Genomic DNA, 19405 nt, shown 5'->3' on the forward strand with positions numbered 1-19405 from the left:
TCAGGCTCCGGAACGGGTGGCATCGTGGATTTTTTCTGCACCGATCCATGTCGAATGCATCTGAAGGTCGGGCGTCAGCATGACGAAATCCGCATCGAAGCCGGGCAGGAGCTTACCCTTGCCGGAAGCGCCGATTGCCTCGGCGGGATAGGCGGACGCCATTCTCAAGGCTTCTTCCAGCGGTGTGTCCAGCTTTTCATGCATGAAGCGGATGCAGGACAGCATATCGATATCCGCTCCCGCCAGCGTGCCGTCGGCCAGCGTCAGCCTGCCGCCGTTGCGATAGACGCGCCTGCCGTTCAGCTCGAAACCGTCATCATCCGTGCCGATGGTGGACATGGCGTCGGTGACGAGGAAAATGCGGCCAGGATTATTCTTGGCGCGAAGCGCAATGCCGATCGCTGCAGGATCGACATGGAAGCCGTCAGCGATCAGCCCGCAATCCAGCTTGCCGTTCGAAAGTGCCGCCCCCACCAGTCCCGGCTCGCGATGGCCGAGCGGGCTCATGGCGTTGAAGAGATGTGTCACCATGGATGCGCCGGCCTCGGCATAGGCCGTCGCGACGCTAAGGCCCACATCGGTATGGCCGAGGCTGACGACGATGCCGGCTTTGTGCAGCGCTGTGACCTGCGCCTCGGTTACGTTTTCCGGGGCGATGGTTGTCAGCACGAAGGGAAGCTTCTCCTTGCAACCCGTTAGAACCGCAAGATCGGCCGTTTCCATCTTTCGGATCAGCGCCGGATCATGGGTGCCCTTGCGTGCGACGGAAAGATGCGGCCCTTCGAAATGCAGGCCGAGAAAGCCCGGCACCCCTGCCTTGTGGGCGGCGATGCCTGCCTCGGCGGCTTTGGCCGTGATATCCGGCCGGTCGGTGATGAGTGTGACCATCAGCGCCGTGGTACCGAATTGCGCATGGGTCGAGCAGATGCGGGCAATGCCTTCCACAACCGGCTCGTTGTTGAACATCACGCCGCCGCCGCCATTGACCTGAAGGTCGATGAAGCCCGGCGCAATGAACAGTCCTTCCGCATCGATAATGTCGGCGTCTGCGGGCACGGACATGCGGTCGACGATGTCGGCAATTTGGCCATCGCCGGTCACGAGCGCTTTGCCATCGTGCCACGCGGCGCCATCGAAAATGCGGGCGCCGACAAATGCCTTGCTGCTGCTCATTGGGTTTCCGTCACCTTCTTCAATGCCACGGGCGCATCCGGGTTGAAGCCGCGGGCGCGCGACAATTGCTCGATGAAGCCGTAAAACGGCGCGATCAGCAACAGGGCATCGGTCAGCGGGTGATTGGTTTCCACAAAGGGCAAGGGCTTGGCCGGGCTGCCTTTTGCGGCGGTGACGAAAACACTTGCGCCCTTGCCGGCGAGACCGGCTGCGATATCCGTCACGGAGGTTTCGGCGCGGTCACGCGCGGCAAAAGCGATGACGGGAAATTTCGGTGCGACCAGCGAGACGGGGCCGTGCATGACTTCCGCCGATGAATAGGCCTCCGCGTGGAGTTCGCAGGTTTCCTTGCATTTCAGCGCGGCTTCTGCGGCAATGGCCAGCGCCGGACCGCGGCCCAGCATATAGAGCGATTCCTCGCCCTTGACCGCTTCGCCGATCTGGCTCCAGTCGAGTGCGATGGCCTTGGCGAAATTCTGCGGCAAGGCGCTGACGGCTTTGGCGAGCAGGCTGTCTTCCGTCCATTCGGCAAGGATTGCGAGGCCAGCAACGATGGAGTTGACGAAAGATTTGGTTGCGGCCACCGCCTTTTCAGGGCCCGCCTGGATATTGATGGCGTGATTGGCCGCCTCACCGAGCGGCGAGGGCAGGGTATTGACAAGCGAGAAGGTGAGCGCGCCGCCCTTGCGGGCGCTTTCCGCCAGAGCGACGATGTCAGGGCTTTTGCCGGATTGCGAGACGGCGAAGGCCGCCGCCCGGTCCAGCCGCAGTTTCGTCTGGTAGATCGAGGCGAGCGAGGGGCCGAGCGAAGCGACCGGAAGCCCGGTCTGCAATTCGATCGCATATTTCAGAAAATGCGCAGCGTGGTCGGAGGAGCCGCGTGCAATGGTGACGATAACGGCCGGGTCACGGGCCTTCAGGTGAGCGCCAGCTTCGCGGAAGTCGGCATTGGCATTGTCCAGCAGGCGGGCGACTGCATCGGGAATCTCATCGATTTCCTGGCGCATCAGGGTTGTCATCGTTTCATGTCCTTGATCAAGAGATTTGTCACTCGGGCCCCATCGTCAGTTCGGCGACGAGGTCATAGGCGTCGCTGCGGTACAGCGCGCGGGATATTTCCATGAGGCGCCCGCTTTCCAGATAGGCCATTCGCTGAACGGAAAGCGCTGCCGAGCCCGGCGGAACCCCGAGTAGCAATGTTTCCTCATCGGTGAGGTTACGGGCGGAGATGCGCTGAATGGCGCGCACCGGGCGAATGCCGTTTTTCTCAAGCTCCAGATAAAGCGAGTTTTCCACCAGTTGCGGGTCAGGCAGGATATCGCCCGGCAGGCTGGTGACTTCGAGTGCGATTGGCTGGTCATTGGCAAGACGCAGACGCGTGAGCCGCGCCACCATGGCGGATTGGGAAAGGCCGAGCGCCATCATCTCGTCGCCGGTCGGGTGGAACAGGCCTCTGTCCAGCCAGCGGGTGCTTGCCGTCATTCCGCGTCGGCGCATGTCCTCCGTAAACGAGGTGAGTTTGGTCAGGGGCTGCTGCATGCGGGTGATGGGCTTGACGACGAAAGTACCCGAACCGTGCCGGCGAACGAGAAGGCCGTCGCGGACGAGATCGTCCACCGCCTTGCGCACCGTGACGCGGCTGACGCAGGCGCTTTCGGCGATATCCCGCTCCGGCGGCAAGGCGTCGCCGTGCTTCAGGCGGCCGCCATTGATGGCGTCTTCAATCGTCTGGCGCAGTTTCAGGTAAAGCGGGCCGCCGCCTGATTGCAGGTCGTTCAGATTAAGCGCTGCCCCGTTCATCCATAACCTCTGTCACGATCCATGTGGTCGGCTATATGGCCGGCTCTGGCTATATCATATGCCACGCAATCGGCAATACCAAAATAGAACCATTGCTAGATTTGTACGATTAATCGGTGGTTTTTTCGATATTTTGCCGAATAATAAGGCTGATTGCTTGATATTTTCGCATTAACCAAAAAAATTTTCTCGATAACGGAATTGCTCTGGACGATTGGCATTTTTTTGGTATTGTTTTTTACGTCGGTGGTCGGCGGCGATCCGTTTCGCATCCGTCGCGCCGGAAAAATCGATTTTCGACTCGCGGCAGCGTTTGCGAAATCGAATTTAGCTTGACCGTTGTGAAAATTAATTTCATCGTGGCAGGAAATTGTCGCAGATAACAGGATGACCAGCACAGAAATGGTCGCTTCTGCGAAAATGAATTACGAATGAACAGGGAACAAAGTTCATGAAGGTGGGAATTATCGGACTCGGATTCCGTCTCGGTTATCTGGGCTACGTTTTTCATGAGATCGACAAGGATTTCGAGATCGTCGGTTATGTCGATCCCGCGCCGGCGGGCCTGCCGGGCCTGCAGGAAAAGGGCATTTCGGCCGGCAAGGCTTACGATAGTCCCGAGGCGCTGATCGCAAACGAGAAATTCGATCTCCTGATGATCGGCTCGCCGAACCACATGCATCTGAACCATATCAGGATCGGTCTTGAGGCCGGCTGCACCATCTTCTCCGAAAAACCCATCGTCGTCAGCATCGAGGAAAGTCTCGAACTCGCCCGGTTGCTCAACAAGCACGGCCATGAGCGGCTGCTGGTCGGCCTTGTCCTGCGATATTCTCCGCTTTACCGCGATCTGCGCGCCGCGCAGGCCGAAGGCAAGCTGGGCGATGTCGTTTCCATCGAAGCTTCCGAACATATTCCGCCCTATCATGGTGCGTTCTTCATGCGTGACTGGAGGCGTTACGAGAATTATTCCGGCTCCTTCATGCTGGAAAAATGCTGCCACGATCTCGATCTCTATAACGGCGTGGTCGGCGCGCGGCCGCGTTTCGTCTCGAGCTTCGGTGGCCGCAAGAGCTTCACGCCGGCCAATGCGCCCCAGAATGACGGCATCAACGACATGGAAGTCTACCATCGCAAGCCGAGCGGCTGGATGGGAGCCGACAAGGTGTTCGACAGCGATGGCGATATCATTGATTACCAGACCGCGATCGTCGAATATGAAAATGGCGCATCGTTGGCATTCCACACCAATCTCAACGTTCCCGACGATTTCCGCCGCTTCTGCGTGATCGGCGCCAAGGGCATGGCTGAAGGTGATTTCGTGCGCGGTTTCCTCAACGTGCACAATGCCCGGACCAATGAAAAGACCGTGGCCAAGACCTATTCGGCGGCGACCGCGCTCTCGCAGCATTACGGTGCCGACGAGCAGATGGCCGAGGATGTGATCGCCCATATCGTCAAGGGTGCGGCCCTTCCGGTTTCCGCGCTCGATGCGATCGAGGCCGGTATTCTGGCGCTTGCCATGGATGAAGCGCGCCATGGCCGCAAGGTGGTCGATCTCAAACCGGTGTGGGAGGAGTACGATCTTGCGCTGCATGGTCAGCCGAAATCCTCCGCCGTGAAATCGGCTTGAGGAGGGCTGCGTAATGGATGCTAAACGCAGCGCAGTCATCTTCGCCTGGTTTCTTCTTCTGCCGGCGCTTTTCTACATCACACTGATCGTCGCCTATCCGCTCGTCGACACATTCATCCTGTCTTTCACCGATGCGTCGCTTAAAAAGGTGACGAATTGGGTCGGTTTCATCAATTACGAGAAAATCTTCAACGCGACTTTTGCCGATGTCATCACGCGGACCTTTGTCTGGACGTTCTTTTCCGTCTCGATAAAGATGATCATCGGCACCTTCGGTGCAGTGTTGTTGAACTCCGCCGTTCCCGGCCGGGCTCTGTTTCGCATCCTGACGATGCCGCCTTGGATCGTGCCGATGGCTATCGGCATTTTCATGTGGGGCTGGATGTATAACGGCCAGTTCGGCATGATTTCCGGGGTGCTGCAGAATCTCGGCCTAGTGGACGGCCCGATTGCTTTTCTTGCCTATGGCAGAACCGCCTTCTGGGCGACGATCGTCACCGATGTGTGGATCGGCGTGCCGATGGTGACGCTTTATCTTTTGGCCGCAATCCAGTCCATTCCGCAGGATCTCTACGAGGCAGCGTGGACGGACGGTGCCAGCCGCTCCTATCGCTTCCGTCGTATCACGCTGCCGCTGATGCTGCCGGCCATGATCACCATGTCGGTCCTATCACTGATTTCGACGTTCAATTCCTTCGATATTATCTGGATCCTCACGCGTGGTGGTCCGAACGGCGAAACCACAACGATGATCATCGACACCTACAAGACGGCGATAGGCGCTTATAAATATGGTGAAGGTGCAGCGCGCGCGGTGCTCATCTGTATCTTCCTGTCGATCTTCACCTTCTTCTATTTCCGCATCACCCGCCGTTTCTCGCAGGAGGCCACGCGATGACCGACAGACATGCGAGGATCAACCGCTACACCTGGTATGAAATGGTCGGAATCTATTGCGGTATCGCCGTGTTTCTGGCCTTCGTGCTTGCACCCTTCGTCGAAGGTTTTCTGGTATCGCTGAAGCCGCTCAGCCTGCTGTTTTCTTCACCCTACAAGTTCTGGCCGGAGAACGGTTCCTTCGAGGCCTACCGAACGATGTGGGTGAGCGTGCCGGGTTTTGCGCTTTATATTTTCAATTCGTTCTTCATCGCCGGTTCGATCACCCTGATCGTGCTTGTGCTCGTCATCCCCGCCGCCTATGCCTTCGCGCGTTTCGAGTTCAGGGGTGCCGGCCTGTTGCTCGGAATATTCCTGGCGGTGAAGATGTTCTCCGGCGCGGTTCTGCTCATCCCGCTGTTTCGGTTGATGCGGTCCATCGGGGTGCTGAACACCTATTTCGCGATGATCATTCCCGGTGTCGCTTTCATCATCCCTACCGGCATCCTGCTTCTCGTGACATATATGCGCCGTATCCCGCGGGAGCTGGAGGAAGCGGCCTATGTGGATGGGGCGAGCAGGCTCTATACGCTTCGCAGGGTGGTCTTGCCGATCGCAACGCCGGGCATTGCCGTTGTCGCGATTTCCTCCTTCATCGAAGCCTATGCTCAGCAATTCATCTACGCGCTGACCTTCAACTCGAAGACAGAATACATGCCGCTGCCGGTCGGGCTGTTTGCCTATTTCGGCCGGCAGGAAGTCGTCTGGAACGAGCTGATGGCGGCGAGCTTCGTGGGCATCGCACCGGCGATGATCGCGATCTTCCTGATGCAACGATATCTCGTTGGCGGGCTGACCGCCGGCGCGGTGAAATAAGCAATAACCGGAACGACCACCAAAACGGGAGACTACAATGGCACTGAAACATTACGGATTGGCGCTCTGCGCTTTCGCATTTGCCGGTTCCACCGCCCTTGGCACGGTGGCGGCGCATGCCGCCGACGAGGAGATCAGCTGGATCTATTGCGGCGACAAGATGGATCCCATCCATGAAAAATACATCAAGGAATGGGAAGGCAAGAATGCCGGCTTCAAGGTCGTGCCTGAGGTCGTCGGCTGGGAGCAGTGCCAGGACAAGGCCACGACGCTCGCCGCTGCCGGCACGCCGGTCGCCATGGCCTATGTCGGTTCGCGCACGCTGAAGCAGTTCGCGCAGAACGATCTCATCGTTCCGGTGCCGATGACCGAAGACGAAAAGAAGAGCTATTACCCCAACATCGTCGACACGGTCACCTTCGAGGACACGCAGTGGGGCGTGCCGGTCGCTTTCTCCACCAAGGCGCTTTACTGGAACAAGGACCTGTTCAAGCAGGCGGGTCTCGATCCGGAAGTGCCGCCGAAGACCTGGGCAGAAGAGATCGCGTTTGCCAAGCAGATCAAGGAAAAGACAGGCATCGCCGGTTACGGCCTGCCCGCCAAGACCTTCGACAATACCATGCACCAGTTCATGCATTGGGTTTACACCAATAATGGCAAGGTAATTGACGGCGACAAGATCACCGTCGACAGCCCGCAGGTTGTTGCAGCGCTGAAGGCCTACAAGGACATCACGCCCTATTCCGTCGAAGGCCCGACGGCCTATGAGCAGAACGAAATCCGCGCCATCTTCCTCGATGGCAAGGTCGGCATGATCCAGGCCGGTTCGGGCGCCGCCACGCGCCTGCAGGAAACCAAGATCAACTGGGGCATCGCCACGCTGCCGCTCGGCCCGGAAGCAAAGGGTCCCGGCACGCTGCTCATCACCGACAGCCTTGCGATCTTCAAGGGAACCGGCGTGGAAGAAAAGGCGACCGAATTCGCCAAATTCATCACCTCTCCCGGTCCGCAGGGCGAATACGAACTGCAGGGCGGCGCGGGCCTCACCCCGCTGCGTCCGTCGCCGAAGGTCGATGAATTCATCGCCAAGGATCCCTTCTGGAAGCCGCTGATCGACGGTATCGCCTATGGCGGTCCCGAGCCGCTCTTCACGGACTACAAGGGCTTCCAGGACACGATGATCGAAATGGTGCAGTCTGTCGTTACCGGCAAGGCAAGCCCGGAAGATGCCGCGAAGAAAGCGGCTTCGGCTCTCGAGCAGTATAAATAATCTTTCATGAGCACGGATGCGGGCGCTGGCCGTCCGCATCCGGCAAGTTTCGCCGTGGGAATGCCTTGCGTCTTCCGGGATGCTCTTTCCCCTGTTTTCAACGGTTCCGATCCGGTGTGGCTTTGCCCCTGTTTCGGAACATCTCTGAACGTGGCCAGATGTCGGCCGCTGACGGGAGAGGCAAGTCTTGGGTCAGCTTTATCTCAACAACGTCCGCAAGAACTATGGACATTTCGAAGTCATCAAGGGCGTTCAGCTCGACATCAGGGATGGCGAGTTCGTCGTTTTTGTCGGTCCCTCGGGATGCGGCAAATCCACATTGCTGCGCATGATCGCCGGCCTTGAGGATATTTCCGCTGGCGACGTCGTCATTAACGGCGTGAAGGTCAATGACTTGCCGCCGGTCAAACGCGGCATCGCCATGGTTTTCCAGTCCTATGCGCTCTATCCGCACATGACGGTTTTTGAAAACATCGCTTTTCCGCTGCGCGTCGAGAAGATGGAGGAGGACAAGATCAAGCAGAAGGTCGAGGGCGTCGCCAAGATTCTCCAGCTCGATCAGCGTCTGCAGCAGCGCCCCGGAATGTTGTCCGGCGGTCAGCGCCAGCGCGTGGCGATCGGCCGCGCCATCGTTCGCGAACCGAAGATATTCCTGTTCGACGAGCCGCTTTCCAACCTCGATGCAGCACTTCGCGCCGATATGCGCATCGAACTCACCAATCTTCACCGGACGCTGAAGGCGACGATGATCTATGTCACCCACGATCAGGTGGAAGCCATGACCATGGCCGACCGTATCGTGGTGCTGAATGCCGGCGAAATTGCCCAGGTCGGTGCGCCGCTCGAGCTTTATCACAAGCCGGCTAACCTCTTCGTGGCAGGTTTCATCGGCAACCCGAAAATGAATTTCCTGAAGGTCACGTGCAAATCCGTCAGCGCCGAGGGTGTGACGGTGGAATATGAGGGACAGACGATCACCGTGCCGGTGGAGCCCCGCGCCGGTCTTGAGGGCACGCAGCTGACGCTCGGCATCCGCCCGGAACATACCGGCCTCGAAACGGCCGACCTCAATGTCACGGTCGCGCCCAGCGTGATCGAGCGGCTCGGGGTCAATACCATCGCCTATGGCGTCGCCCCGACGGGCGAGAATTATTGCGCGCTGCTTTCCGGCTCCGCACCTGTGGTTGTGGATGAGCCCATCGTCACCGGTATCAAGGCGTCGGATTGCCATCTGTTTGACGAAAGCGGCATTGCGCTGGAGCGGCGCGTCGATCTTTCAGTCCTCAAGCTGATCCAATAAGGCGCAGGAGCCGGGCCATGTTATCTGTTTCCCAATGCCCGGCTGTTCTTGACGCGATCCGTCCCCGGCAGCATTTTTCCGCCCCTTCCAGACGAAAAAACAACGCCGGGCTTTCGGCCCGGCGTGCGAAGTTTTTTCAGATGTCCGCCGGATCACGGCATGGGGTTGGGCATGTAGCCGGTGAAACCGCTGATTTTCCAGCGTCCCTGATGCAGCCGGCAATAATAGAGTGTCTGCCATTTCATGACGTCGAAGCTGCCATCGGCCTTGCGAAGCCCACCGTCGAACTTCTTGCGCACCAGCGCGGTCTCACCTTCCACTTCGATTTCTTCCAGCGTGGTGGTCGCAAAGATCGCATCGCGCGGGTTATCTGCGAATTTCTGGGTTTGAAAATCCTGCGCCTGCCGCAGCCACTCGTCGCGATAGGCGCTGAGCGAAGGGAACGACAGGCGCCAATTGTCCGGGTTCGCATCCCGGTTGGCGTTGATGCCGAGAAAGCCGTCTTCGACGAAATCGTCCGCGACCTTCGACCAGTCGGCGGCAAGAAAAGCGTCGATGTCCCGCGTTACCAGCATCTCCCAGATGGAATGGCGGGCGATGTCTGTTTCGGGAAAGGGGTTTTTGAAGGGATCACGCATGGGTTCGGTCCATTTTTGAAATTATTTTCAAGATTTGGAGATTTCTCTGGTGTTGATTGTTGGCATATGCTCATCTCTCAATCAACAGAGAAAATAATTTTCAGATCAAAGGTGCGCGCGGTGTCGTCAGCAAGACGAAACATCCTCGATTCATGGATCTATGCGGTTGACGGGCGCGCTTTCTTAGGGTGCATCGGAAACGGGGCCAAGCCTTAAGTTTTGGCGGAACGGAGACCGGTGAACATGGATATTTTCGCAAGAATACAGGAAGACAGGGGGCAATTCTCGCAGTCGGAGCGGCGGATTGCCGATATTCTGGTTTCGGACTTCGAATTCGCCGTCAATGCCTCGATCATCGAGCTGGCGGCCCGCGCCGAAGTGTCGCCGCCGACCGTGACGCGGTTCTGCCGTCGGCTGGGGTGCCAGAGCTTTTCGGATTTCAAGGTCAGCCTCGCCAAGACGGCCTATGTGGGTATTCGATACCTCACCTCCGAACCCTCCAGCACCGGTCCCTCGGATGTGGCGGAAGAGGTGCTCGCCAAGGCGCAGGAAGCGCTTTTCCTGTTGCACAGGACGCTCGATCCCGCCCTTGCCGATGAAGCGGCGATCAGGATCGCCAATAGCGGCATGATCTATGCCTTCGGTGCAGGCGGCAACTCCTCGATGATCGCTTCGGAAATTCAGAATCGGCTGTTCCGCTTGGGCCTGCGCGTTTCGACCAGTGCCGATCACAGTATGCAGCTGATGATGACGGCTGCGGCGCGCAAAGAAGACGTCATCATCGGTTCGTCCTTTTCCGGCCGCAACATGGAATTGGTGAAATGTTTCAGGCTGGCGCGGGAAATGGGGGTCACCACCATTGCGCTCACCCAGAGCGACACGCCTGTTGCCGCGGCCGCCGACATGGTGGTGGCGGTCAATGTGCCCGAGGGAAACAATATCTTCCGCCCCACCTCATCGCGCTACGCCTATCTGGCCGCCGTCGATGTTCTGGCGACGCTTGCTGCCTATCATCAACGGCAACGATCGATGGTGACGTTGCGTCATATCAAGCAGCAGCTCGTGGAACATCGTGACCCGGATGACAAACAATTGCTCGGTGACTGAGGCGGGCTGACGAAAAACACAGGCTGCTTTGCCTGGGACCCGCTTTGTGGCGGGTCGGAAAGCTTCAAGGGAGTTGTAGGAGATGAAGGACAGGAAAGACCAGCTCGCCGTCGTTACCGGCGCGGCAGGTGATATTGGCCGGGCAATTGCCACGGCGCTCGCTGAAGGCCATGCAAAGATCGTGTTGGTCGATATCGATCCCGACGCCCTTTCGAGCGCGCTATCCCTGCTTTCCAGTCCCCGCTTCGTTGCGAAAACCTGCGATGTCACCGATCCGCAGGACCTTGCGAGGCTGGCCGCCGAGGTTGCGGAGCTGGGCGATGTTGTAACCCTCGTCAACAATGCGGGTGCGGCAAGAGCGGTCAGCCTGCACGACACGACCGCCGATATATGGCGCAGGGACAATGCCCTCAATCTAGAAGCGCCGTTTCTCTGCTTCAGGGCTTTCGAAGAGGCGTTGAAGCGGACCCAGGGGTCGGTGGTCAATATCACGTCCGTCAACGGCATGGCGGTCTTCGGCCACCCGGCCTATAGCGCCGCAAAGGCCGGGCTGATCCATCTGACCAAGCTGATCGCCGTGGAATACGGCAAATTCGGCATCCGTTCCAACGCCGTTGCGCCGGGCACCGTGCGCACCCAGGCATGGGAGGCGCGCGCCGTCGCCAATCCTCAGGTCTTCGAAGAGGCGAAGCATTGGTATCCGCTGCAACGCATCGTGAGGCCCGAAGATGTTGCCAACGCCGTCGCCTTTCTGGCCGGCCCACAGGCGGAGGCGATCAGCGGCGTGTGCCTGCCGGTCGATTGCGGACTGACGGCGGGGCAGGCGCCGCTGGCCCGGACCTTCTCGCAATCCGAACATTACTGACCGAAGCCCTCCTGAGGGCCCAATGCGCAATAAAGGGGAGCATCATGGCGCTCGCACATTATCGTCTCGAAAATTCCTGGCATCCGCTCAAAGATTCCGCCTCGGGCGGTTTTACCTTTACCCTGGTCAATCTTTCCCGCGAGCCGCTGAAGGATTTTCGCATCGTCTACACGTCTTTGACGCGGACGGTAGACAAGCCCGCTTGCGACAATGCTATTTATCTGCGCCGCAACGCCAATTTCCATGAGTTTGCACCGCCGCCGGGCTTCGTGCTCGAGCCGGGGAAATCCTGGCGCTTCACCGTCGATGGCCTGCTACGACCGGCCCGGCATCGCACGGATGGCGCGAAATCCGCCTATGTCAGCCTTGCCGACGGAACGCATCGCGCCGTCGATGTCGGTGACCTGATGCTGGATGGGCGTCACAGCGAGCCGGCGCCGGTGCTACTTCCGGAAGGCAAGCTCGATCTGCCCTTTTCCATCCAGCCCTGGCCCGCTGAAATCGACGCCGAACCGGGCGAGGGTTTTCCCGTCGCGCTCTTCCCGGCGGAAGATGCGGGTGCAGAAGAAGTGCTTGCGGTGGAAACCGTGCTTTCGCTGTTCCGCCGGCTCTTTGCCGTCGGGCACGTGCCCTTCAGCCTTGCGCCGGTTCATGAGGGAAAACCGCTTCGTTTCAAGCGGCATAGCGGGCTGGAAGCGGAAGGTTATCGCCTCACTTTTTCAAAAGAAGCGGTGGTCGTGGAATATTCGGCCGCTGCCGGTCTGCAATATGGCCTGACGGTTCTGGCGCAACTGCTGCATGGCGCGCGCATCGATCCCCAATTCCGCTTCCCTGCCTCCGGCATCATCAGCGATGCGCCCCGTTATAGCTGGCGCGGCTGCCATCTCGATGTCTCCCGGCAATTCTATCCGACAGGCGATGTCCTGAGGCTTATCGATATTCTCGCATGGCTGCGCATGAACCGCTTCCATTGGCACCTGACGGATGACGAGGCATGGCGGCTCGAAATCAAGGCCTATCCGCTGCTGACCACCGTTGGCGCCACGCGCGGCCCGGATGCGCCGCTTCTGCCGCAGCTCGGTAACGGGGCTGAGCCGGTGTCGGGCTATTACACACAGGATGAGGTGCGCATGGTCGTCGCGCATGCGGCGGCATTGAACGTCGAAATCGTGCCGGAAGTCGATATTCCCGGCCACAGCACGGCGGCTCTCGTGGCCTATCCGGAGCTGACGGACGGACAGGAGGCGCCGGACAACTACCGCTCTGTGCAGGGATATCCCAATAACGCGCTCAACCCGGCCATCGAGCCGACCTATGAATTCCTCGGCAAGATATTCGATGAGATGGTGGAGCTGTTCCCGTCACGGCTGATCCATATCGGTGGCGATGAGGTTGCGGATGGGTCGTGGCTGGCGTCGCCGCTTGCCAAGGCGCTGATGGAAAAGGAGGGGCTCGATGGCACCTTCGGCATCCAGTCCTATTTCATGAAGCGCATTCAGGGGATGCTGCATGAGCGCGGTCGCCAGCTTGCCGGCTGGGACGAGGTTTCCCACGGCGGCGGCGTCGATCCCGCCGGAACGTTGCTGATGGCGTGGCAGAAGCCGGAAGTCGGGCTTGAGCTTGCAAAGCAGGGATACGACGTGGTGATGACGCCGGGTCAGGCCTATTATCTCGACATGGTGCAGGATGAAGCCTGGCAGGAGCCTGGCGCAAGTTGGGCCGGCACGGTTCCGCCGTCGCATACTTATGCCTATGAGGCTGTCGGCGAATTTCCCGAGGAGTTGAAGGAGCGGATGAAGGGCGTTCAGGCCTGCATCTGGTCCGAACATTTCCTCAATCGCGCCTATTTCAACCATCTGGTTTTCCCCCGTCTGCCGGCGATTGCCGAGGCGGCGTGGACGCCAAAGGCGCAAAAGGACTGGCTGCGTTTTGCGGCCATCGTCCCCTTGAGCCCGGTTTATTGAGGGGAAACCGACATGCGTATTGCCGTGGGTGGAATTCATACCGAATGCAGCACCTATTCACCGGTGCTGATGGGCGAGCAGGATTTTCGTGTCTTTCGCGGCGCGGAACTGCTGGAGGCCGAGTATTTCAATTTCCTCGGTGAAGGCGGGGCGGACGTATTGCCGCTTCTGCATGGGCGGGCGGTGCCGGGCGGACCGGTTTCGCGCGTGACCTATGAGGCGTTCAAGGCGGAGTTTCTCGAACGCCTTAAGGCCTGCCTGCCGCTGGACGGCCTTTATCTCGCCATGCACGGCGCGATGAATGTCGAAGGCATGGACGATGCGGAAGGTGACTGGATTTCCAGCGCCCGCGCCGTCGTCGGGCCGGATGTCGTGGTCTCTGCGAGCTATGATCTGCATGGCAATGTCAGCCAGACGATCATCGATCAGCTCGACATATTTGCCGGCTACCGAACTGCGCCGCATATCGATGTGTGCGAGACGATGGTGCGGGCGTGGACGATGCTGCTGAAGGCCCTGAAGACGGGCGAAAAGCCCGGCGTCGCCTGGGCGAAAATTCCGGTTCTGCTGCCGGGGGAGAAGACCTCCACGGAAGACGAACCTGCCAAAAGCCTTTATGCCGTTCTGCCGGATCACGATGTGCGGCCCGGCATTTGGGATGCGAATTTCATGATCGGCTACGTCTGGGCGGACGAACCCCGGGCGACGGCCTGCGCCGTGGTGACGGGAACGGACAAAGCAGCCGCACAGGCGGTCGCGACCGAGATCGCGCAATCCTACTGGAATGCCCGGCAGGATTTTCGTTTCGGCCCCGTGACAGAGCCGCTCGAGGCCATTCTGGATATCGCCGAAAACACGGCAACGCGGCCGATCATCTTGGCCGACTCCGGCGATAACCCGACCGGCGGCGGGGTTGGCGATCGCGCCGATGTTCTGGCTGCGCTGATTGCGCGCAACTGGCAGGGCGCGTTGCTGGGCGGCATCACCGACAGGCCGGCGGTCGAAGCCTGTTTTGCGGCGGGCGAAGGTGCCACGCTTTCCCTGAAGATCGGCGGCAGTCTCGATCCGCAGAGCCCGTCCGTGACCGTCGAGGCCCGTGTTGTGAAACTGGACGATCCCGGTGCTGTGAAACTGGACGATCCCGGTGCTGCTGACCAGCGGCAGGCGGTGGTCGCCATCGGCGGCATCACGGTCATTCTGGCGGCGCGGCGTAGGCCTTATCACATGATTTCCGATTTCACCCGTCTCGGCTTTAATCCAAAGGAGGTGCGGCTGCTGGTCGTCAAGTCCGGTTATCTTTCACCGGAGCTTGCGCCTATCGCCAATCCCAACCTCATGGCGCTGACGGAAGGGGTCATCAATCAGGATATCGAAAACCTTCCCAATCGCCGCCGGGACGGCGATTTTTACCCATGGAAGTCGCATTTCGACTATACCCCTCAGCCCATCCTTTCGGCCCGCTGGCGATGACAGCGGTTCGGTAGGTTTTACCCAGCGATCCGGCAATGCCGGATCATCTCAGGCGAATATCCATGCCGTCGGCTCTTTCCATCGTCATCAACAATCCGTCGATCCGCATCGGGGCGCTCGCCATCCTGTTCTTCGGGTTTTCGAATGCGGCGACCGCCCCCTATCAGGCGGTTATCGGCATTCGCGAAATCGGGCTGAGCAACAGCGTCTATTCGCTGCTGATGCTGTTTGCCGCCGTCATCAATGTCAGCGCCAGCGTGTTGATGGGCATCGTCGCAGACAGGCTGGGTGAATATCGCAAGCCAATGCTCTATATCGCGCTCTTCGGCGTCAGCGGTTATCTGCTGGTCTATCTGGCCGGCAACGCTACCGCCTTCGTCGCCGCGAAGCTGGTGCTTCTGCCGATTTTCGGAGCGATGAATTCGTTGATCTTCGCCCATGTGCGCGCCGATGCACGCAACCTTTCGACGGGTGAGATGATCGCAGTGAATTCGATCATGCGGGCAACCATCTCGCTTTCCTGGGTGCTGGTGCCGGGCATTGTCGGTGTTTTTCTGGTGAATTCCGGCAATATGCTGATGGCTTTCCTGTTTTCGGGCATCTGCGCGCTTGTCTGCTTTCTGCTTGTCGCCTTCTGCCTGCCGCGGGCCGCCACGCCGGCATCGGCAAATACCGAAGCGCGGTTCGGCCTGCGCGCCTCGCTTGCGGAAATCGGATCGCGGCGGGTGCTGCTCCGGATCATCGCGATTGCGCTCATCTGCTCGATGCTGCATCTCAACGATTCCGTGCGCTCGCTCATCATAACCGGACAGGCCAAGGGCACGGTGGCGGATATCGGCATTGTTGCGGGTATCGTCGCTGCGCTGGAAATCGTCTTCATTCTCCTGTGGGGCTGGATCGAGAAGAAGGTTCCGCAGACGCTGACACTTGCGGCGGGAGCGGGGCTTTACGCCATCTATCTCATTCTGCAGGGACTTGCTTCAGCGCCGTGGCATATCTACGCCCAAACGGTCATCAGTGCACTGGGTGCCGCCGCGATCATCAGCATTCCAATTACCTATCTGCAGGAACTGATCGCGGACCGGCCGGGACTCGGAAGCTCGCTGATCGCCGTCAATATCTTCCTCGGCGCTGGTCTGGGCGCGTTGATTTTTGCCGTTGGAACCCTGGTCTCCAGCTATTCGGGAACCTCCATATTGGGGGCGATCGTAGGGCTCGGCGGCGTTTATATGCTTTACGCGCTTGATGGAAAGGGCCGCCGCAGGTAACGGCCACTCAAATGAAAGAGGTTACGATGATTCTCGAAATTTGCGTGGACGATGTCGCCGGTCTGGAAGCGGCGGTCAGCGGCGGGGCTGATCGGATCGAGCTCTGTGCGGCGCTTTCGGGCGGCGGTGTGACGCCATCGGCGGGTTTCATGCAGCGCGCGGCGTTCTGCGGGTTGCCGGTGAGCGTCATGATCAGACCGCGCGCCGGTGATTTCGTGTTCACGCGCGACGAAGCGGATGTGATGAAACGCGATATAGACGCGGCACGTGCCGCCGGCCTTTCCGGCGTGGTGCTCGGCGCATCGCGTGGCGATGGTTCGCTCGACATTGTCCTGCTCGAGGAGTTGCGCCGTCACGCGGAGGGGCTGGATGTGACGCTGCACCGGGCCTTTGATGTCGTGCCTGATATGGACGAGGCCTTGGAAGCTGCCATCGCAGTGGGATTCCCAAGAATTCTCACCTCAGGCGGCGCGCGTTCGGCGCTTGAAGGGATCGAGGCTTTGGCCCACCTGTCCGAGATGGCGGCAGGCCGGATCGTCATCATGCCCGGTGCCGGCGTGCGTCCGCAGAGCGTTCAGACCTTGCTGAATCGCTTTCCGATCACGGAAATCCACGCCTCCTGTTCCGCCGTTCCATCCTATGATCCGGAAAGCAGGGTGGCGAAGCTCGGTTTCACCGGCGCAGGGCGCAAGGTTACCGATGAGGCGGCGGTTCGCGAGTTGAAGACGATCCTCACCGCTCATCGTAAAGACGGCGCAGCGCTCTAGCCGTTCCGGCCGCGCCATCGAGATCGAGCGTGATCGTGCCGGGCACCGGCAGGGACAATGCCGCCTTGATGGCATCGGCCATCGCTTGCGCCGAAATATCCTTCTCCTCCAGCACATGCGCCAGCCCCAGCCGCGCCAGCCGTTCGGCGCGGGCGCTCTGTTCGGTTTCGCCCCCGGCTGCGAAGGGGATCAGAAGCGAGCGGCATTTGGCCTGAAGAATATCGCAGACGGTGTTGTAACCGGCCTGTGAAATCGAAAGCCGTGCGCCGGCGAGCAAACTTGCGAAATCCTTGCGGAAACGGAAGACGGACACATTGCCCGCCGCCCGCGCCGAGATCGCATCGAAATCCGCCTGCGGCATGTTTGGACCGGTCACGAGGCACCAGCTCTTGATGCCATCCAGTAGGGGGGCAGCCTCGAGAGCAGCCCGTATGAGTGCGGCCCCAACGGCACCACCGCCTGCGGAAACCACGATATCAAATTTTTCCGCTGGTTCCGCCGGCGGAAGAGGGGCGACGAGGCCGGTATAGACGATGCGCTGGCTGATTTCGCCTGCGAGGGGAAACGTGTCTTCCAGCCGGGCGAAATCCGGATCGCCATGGACGAGCACCGCATCGAAATGTTTCTTCACCAGTGACACGGTCTCTTCGTCCCGGCCCGGTTTGGTCTTTTCCTGCAAGATGTCGCGCAGTGACGCCGTGACGAGCGGGCGCGGTTCGCTGTCTTCTATCTCATCGAGAAGCGGCAACAATTCGAAACGCACCTGCCTGCGACCGAAGGGGAAGGCCTCGATGATAACGATATCGGGTTTGGCGCCGTGATAGGCCCCGATCAGCATGTCGGTTCTCAGCCTCTTGAAGTCGTCGTCCACCGGTTTGCCGGAACTGTCGACCAGGCCGGCAAAACTGCCGTCGCTGACGGCGATGGGCGGCAATTCGACATGGCGGATGCCCTCGCCCGGAAAGCCCGGAACCGGCGTGCCGCCCGTGACCAGCACGACATCGAAACCGTTCGCCTGAAGGGCGTTGGCAATGCGGCTGGCGCGGGCGATATGGCCGATGCCAAGAAGGTGCTGGACGTAGAAGAAGACGCAGGGGCGTTTTTCCGTATCGGTCATAACGTTTTTTCCCACTCGGTCTCGAACAGGGCCTTCAACTCGACAATGCTGGTGCGATGGTCGAAGGCGGTGCGCACACGGTTTTCGGCGGCGCTGCCAAGACGCTGGCGCAATTGCGGATCGGTGATGGCCGTGCGCAGGGCCTCTGCGAAGGTGGCCGGATTTTCCGGTTCCGTCAGCAGGCCGTTTTCACCACTGACGAAGAACTCCGGAATGCCGGAAATATTGGTGGAGATGCAGGTCAGCGCCTGGCTCGCGGCCTCGACCAGCACATTTGGCAGGCCGTCGCGGTCGCCATCGCTGGTGATGCGGCAGGCAAGGGCGAAGAGGTCCGCTTCCCGGTAGTTCTCCAGCACCTGCTTCTGGTCCATGGCACCAGTCCAGACGATCCTGTCGGCAACGCCGAGTTCGTCTGCAAGTTTCTTCAGGGAGGCCAGTTCATCGCCGCCGCCGATATGGGTGAAGCGCCAGTGGATATCCTGCGGCAGCGAGGCGAGCGCACGCAGGAGAATATCGATGCCCTTTTTCTTGACCGCCCGGCCGACGCTCAAAATCCTCACCGGATCATCGGCATCTGAACCGTCTCTTGCCGGTCGTGGCGTTTCGAAATGCGGGAAACGGGTGAGATCTAGGCCGTGATAGCTCAGATGCACATTCTGCCTTGACCCGGAAAGGGTCTGCAGATGCTGGAAGCCGCCGGCAGTGCAGGTCACGGCCCAGCGGGCGCTTTGCAGCTTGGCGGCAAGGTCGCGGTCGCTGGAGGTCCAGATGTCCTTGGCGTGGGCCGAAATCGTCCACGGCGTGCCGGTAATGAGGTGGGTATAGGCGGCGACCGAGGCGGGCGTGTGGATGAAATGGACATGCAGCCATTCGGCATCCGCCGGCCATTCATGCGCGAGCACGGCAGCCTGCCCGAAACGGCGGAACCGGTTGCGGCTGATATCATGCGGCAGGTCGGTGAAAAACCGGCGAAGCGCCTTGGTGAAGCCCGGCTTCCTGCGGCAGGCCCAAAGCGCCTTCAAAACCCGCAGCGGCTCCTCGTGCAGATATTCCGGCAGATATGTGACGGGCGCGCGGATTTCATCGTGAACGGGATGGCGCTTCTTGTCCGTGGGCCGGCGCATCGACATGAGTTCGAGTTTCAGCCCTGCCTTTTCCAGCCCCAGAAGTTCCTGGGCGATGAAAGTCTCGGACAGGCGCGGATAGCCCTTGAGGAGCACCACGATTTTTTTTGTATTGGTCACGTTGCGCGTGTCTCTTTTGAAGCGGTGTTTGTCGGGG

Annotated in this window: 18 protein-coding genes; 12 read left to right on the plus strand and 6 right to left on the minus strand. The window is 59.8% G+C overall.

All coding sequences use genetic code 11. From position 1 onward, the window contains the following. The 3 genes from nagA to F3H58_RS10300 are packed head-to-tail and all read right to left on the minus strand — an operon-like array spanning position 1 to position 2973. Positions 1–1173, minus strand: coding sequence for an N-acetylglucosamine-6-phosphate deacetylase (gene nagA / locus F3H58_RS10290; protein ID WP_149742110.1), 1173 nt, complete (start codon positions 1171–1173; stop codon positions 1–3). After that, complete coding sequence (locus tag F3H58_RS10295; protein WP_149742111.1) at positions 1170–2192, minus strand: SIS domain-containing protein; 1023 nt, start codon at positions 2190–2192, stop codon at positions 1170–1172. The genes nagA and F3H58_RS10295 overlap by 4 nt, the downstream gene beginning before the upstream one ends. A gap of 28 nt (positions 2193–2220) precedes the next feature. Next, entirely contained in the window at positions 2221–2973 is a 753-nt protein-coding gene (locus F3H58_RS10300; RefSeq protein WP_149742112.1) for a GntR family transcriptional regulator, read from the minus strand. A 153-nt stretch (positions 2974–3126) separates the two neighbouring features. Between F3H58_RS10300 and F3H58_RS10305 the strand changes: the two genes are divergently transcribed. The 6 genes from F3H58_RS10305 to F3H58_RS10330 all read left to right on the plus strand — a co-directional run bounded on the left by F3H58_RS10305 (position 3127) and on the right by F3H58_RS10330 (position 8928). Continuing rightward, a complete protein-coding gene (locus tag F3H58_RS10305; protein ID WP_149742113.1) occupies positions 3127–3309 on the plus strand; it encodes a hypothetical protein in 183 nt (60 codons plus the stop codon). A 115-nt stretch (positions 3310–3424) separates the two neighbouring features. After that, a complete protein-coding gene (locus tag F3H58_RS10310; protein WP_149742114.1) occupies positions 3425–4606 on the plus strand; it encodes a Gfo/Idh/MocA family protein in 1182 nt (393 codons plus the stop codon). Between the two features lie 13 nt (positions 4607–4619). Beyond that, positions 4620–5504 (plus strand): carbohydrate ABC transporter permease, encoded by an 885-nt coding sequence (locus tag F3H58_RS10315; protein WP_092771802.1) that lies wholly within the window; start codon positions 4620–4622, stop codon positions 5502–5504. Next, positions 5501–6358 carry a carbohydrate ABC transporter permease gene (locus F3H58_RS10320; protein WP_149742115.1) on the plus strand — a complete coding sequence of 286 codons (858 nt, stop codon included), beginning with the start codon at positions 5501–5503 and terminating at the stop codon, positions 6356–6358. Before F3H58_RS10315 ends, F3H58_RS10320 begins: the two co-directional genes overlap by 4 nt. A gap of 37 nt (positions 6359–6395) precedes the next feature. Then, complete coding sequence (locus F3H58_RS10325) at positions 6396–7628, plus strand: ABC transporter substrate-binding protein (protein WP_149742116.1); 1233 nt, start codon at positions 6396–6398, stop codon at positions 7626–7628. 187 nt (positions 7629–7815) lie between these two features. Then, on the plus strand, positions 7816–8928 hold the full coding sequence (locus F3H58_RS10330) for an ABC transporter ATP-binding protein (protein ID WP_003521276.1): 1113 nt from the start codon (positions 7816–7818) through the stop codon (positions 8926–8928). A 152-nt stretch (positions 8929–9080) separates the two neighbouring features. Here F3H58_RS10330 and F3H58_RS10335 read toward each other — a convergent pair whose 3' ends face one another. Then, the gene (locus F3H58_RS10335; protein WP_149742117.1) at positions 9081–9566 is read right to left on the minus strand and encodes a hypothetical protein; all 486 of its coding nucleotides are present in this window, start codon (positions 9564–9566) and stop codon (positions 9081–9083) included. A 243-nt stretch (positions 9567–9809) separates the two neighbouring features. On the opposite strand from F3H58_RS10335, the gene F3H58_RS10340 reads away from it, so the two are divergent. The 6 genes from F3H58_RS10340 (at position 9810) to F3H58_RS10365 (ending at position 17007) form a co-directional block, all read left to right on the plus strand. Next, positions 9810–10673, plus strand: coding sequence for a MurR/RpiR family transcriptional regulator (locus tag F3H58_RS10340; protein ID WP_003504906.1), 864 nt, complete (start codon positions 9810–9812; stop codon positions 10671–10673). An 82-nt stretch (positions 10674–10755) separates the two neighbouring features. Beyond that, positions 10756–11538: an SDR family oxidoreductase gene (locus F3H58_RS10345; RefSeq protein ID WP_149742118.1), complete on the plus strand. Its 783-nt coding sequence runs from the start codon at positions 10756–10758 to the stop codon at positions 11536–11538. A 44-nt stretch (positions 11539–11582) separates the two neighbouring features. After that, a complete protein-coding gene (locus F3H58_RS10350) occupies positions 11583–13502 on the plus strand; it encodes a beta-N-acetylhexosaminidase (protein WP_149742119.1) in 1920 nt (639 codons plus the stop codon). Positions 13503–13514: 12 nt separating this feature from the next. Then, positions 13515–14972, plus strand: coding sequence for a M81 family metallopeptidase (locus F3H58_RS10355; RefSeq protein WP_149742120.1), 1458 nt, complete (start codon positions 13515–13517; stop codon positions 14970–14972). Positions 14973–15034: 62 nt separating this feature from the next. Continuing rightward, positions 15035–16240, plus strand: a complete 1206-nt coding sequence (locus tag F3H58_RS10360) for an MFS transporter (RefSeq protein ID WP_020808536.1) — start codon at positions 15035–15037, stop codon at positions 16238–16240. Between the two features lie 26 nt (positions 16241–16266). Beyond that, a complete protein-coding gene (locus F3H58_RS10365) occupies positions 16267–17007 on the plus strand; it encodes a copper homeostasis protein CutC (RefSeq protein WP_149742121.1) in 741 nt (246 codons plus the stop codon). Here the strand turns inward: F3H58_RS10365 and F3H58_RS10370 are convergent. After that, positions 16973–18124 carry a glycosyltransferase family protein gene (locus F3H58_RS10370; RefSeq protein WP_149742122.1) on the minus strand — a complete coding sequence of 384 codons (1152 nt, stop codon included), beginning with the start codon at positions 18122–18124 and terminating at the stop codon, positions 16973–16975. The genes F3H58_RS10365 and F3H58_RS10370 overlap by 35 nt on opposite strands. Continuing rightward, positions 18121–19368: a glycosyltransferase family 4 protein gene (locus tag F3H58_RS10375; RefSeq protein ID WP_188128858.1), complete on the minus strand. Its 1248-nt coding sequence runs from the start codon at positions 19366–19368 to the stop codon at positions 18121–18123. The genes F3H58_RS10370 and F3H58_RS10375 overlap by 4 nt, the downstream gene beginning before the upstream one ends. Positions 19369–19405: the final 37 nt, after the last annotated feature.

Origin of the sequence: Rhizobium sp. NFACC06-2 (assembly GCF_900101425.1) — a bacterium.
GTDB lineage: Bacteria > Pseudomonadota > Alphaproteobacteria > Rhizobiales > Rhizobiaceae > Agrobacterium > Agrobacterium leguminum.

What these genes read in the sequence shown, in the direction of transcription:
- F3H58_RS10360 (WP_020808536.1), top strand. Translation starts at nt 15,035, where the DNA reads ATGCCGTCGGCTCTTTCCATCGTCATCAACAATCCGTCGATCCGCATC.
- F3H58_RS10335 (WP_149742117.1), bottom strand. Translation starts at nt 9,566, where the DNA reads ATGCGTGATCCCTTCAAAAACCCCTTTCCCGAAACAGACATCGCCCGC.
- F3H58_RS10340 (WP_003504906.1), top strand. Translation starts at nt 9,810, where the DNA reads ATGGATATTTTCGCAAGAATACAGGAAGACAGGGGGCAATTCTCGCAG.
- F3H58_RS10315 (WP_092771802.1), top strand. Translation starts at nt 4,620, where the DNA reads ATGGATGCTAAACGCAGCGCAGTCATCTTCGCCTGGTTTCTTCTTCTG.
- F3H58_RS10350 (WP_149742119.1), top strand. Translation starts at nt 11,583, where the DNA reads ATGGCGCTCGCACATTATCGTCTCGAAAATTCCTGGCATCCGCTCAAA.
- nagA (WP_149742110.1), bottom strand. Translation starts at nt 1,173, where the DNA reads ATGAGCAGCAGCAAGGCATTTGTCGGCGCCCGCATTTTCGATGGCGCC.
- F3H58_RS10365 (WP_149742121.1), top strand. Translation starts at nt 16,267, where the DNA reads ATGATTCTCGAAATTTGCGTGGACGATGTCGCCGGTCTGGAAGCGGCG.
- F3H58_RS10370 (WP_149742122.1), bottom strand. Translation starts at nt 18,124, where the DNA reads ATGACCGATACGGAAAAACGCCCCTGCGTCTTCTTCTACGTCCAGCAC.
- F3H58_RS10355 (WP_149742120.1), top strand. Translation starts at nt 13,515, where the DNA reads ATGCGTATTGCCGTGGGTGGAATTCATACCGAATGCAGCACCTATTCA.
- F3H58_RS10320 (WP_149742115.1), top strand. Translation starts at nt 5,501, where the DNA reads ATGACCGACAGACATGCGAGGATCAACCGCTACACCTGGTATGAAATG.
- F3H58_RS10325 (WP_149742116.1), top strand. Translation starts at nt 6,396, where the DNA reads ATGGCACTGAAACATTACGGATTGGCGCTCTGCGCTTTCGCATTTGCC.
- F3H58_RS10345 (WP_149742118.1), top strand. Translation starts at nt 10,756, where the DNA reads ATGAAGGACAGGAAAGACCAGCTCGCCGTCGTTACCGGCGCGGCAGGT.
- F3H58_RS10295 (WP_149742111.1), bottom strand. Translation starts at nt 2,192, where the DNA reads ATGACAACCCTGATGCGCCAGGAAATCGATGAGATTCCCGATGCAGTC.
- F3H58_RS10310 (WP_149742114.1), top strand. Translation starts at nt 3,425, where the DNA reads ATGAAGGTGGGAATTATCGGACTCGGATTCCGTCTCGGTTATCTGGGC.
- F3H58_RS10300 (WP_149742112.1), bottom strand. Translation starts at nt 2,973, where the DNA reads ATGAACGGGGCAGCGCTTAATCTGAACGACCTGCAATCAGGCGGCGGC.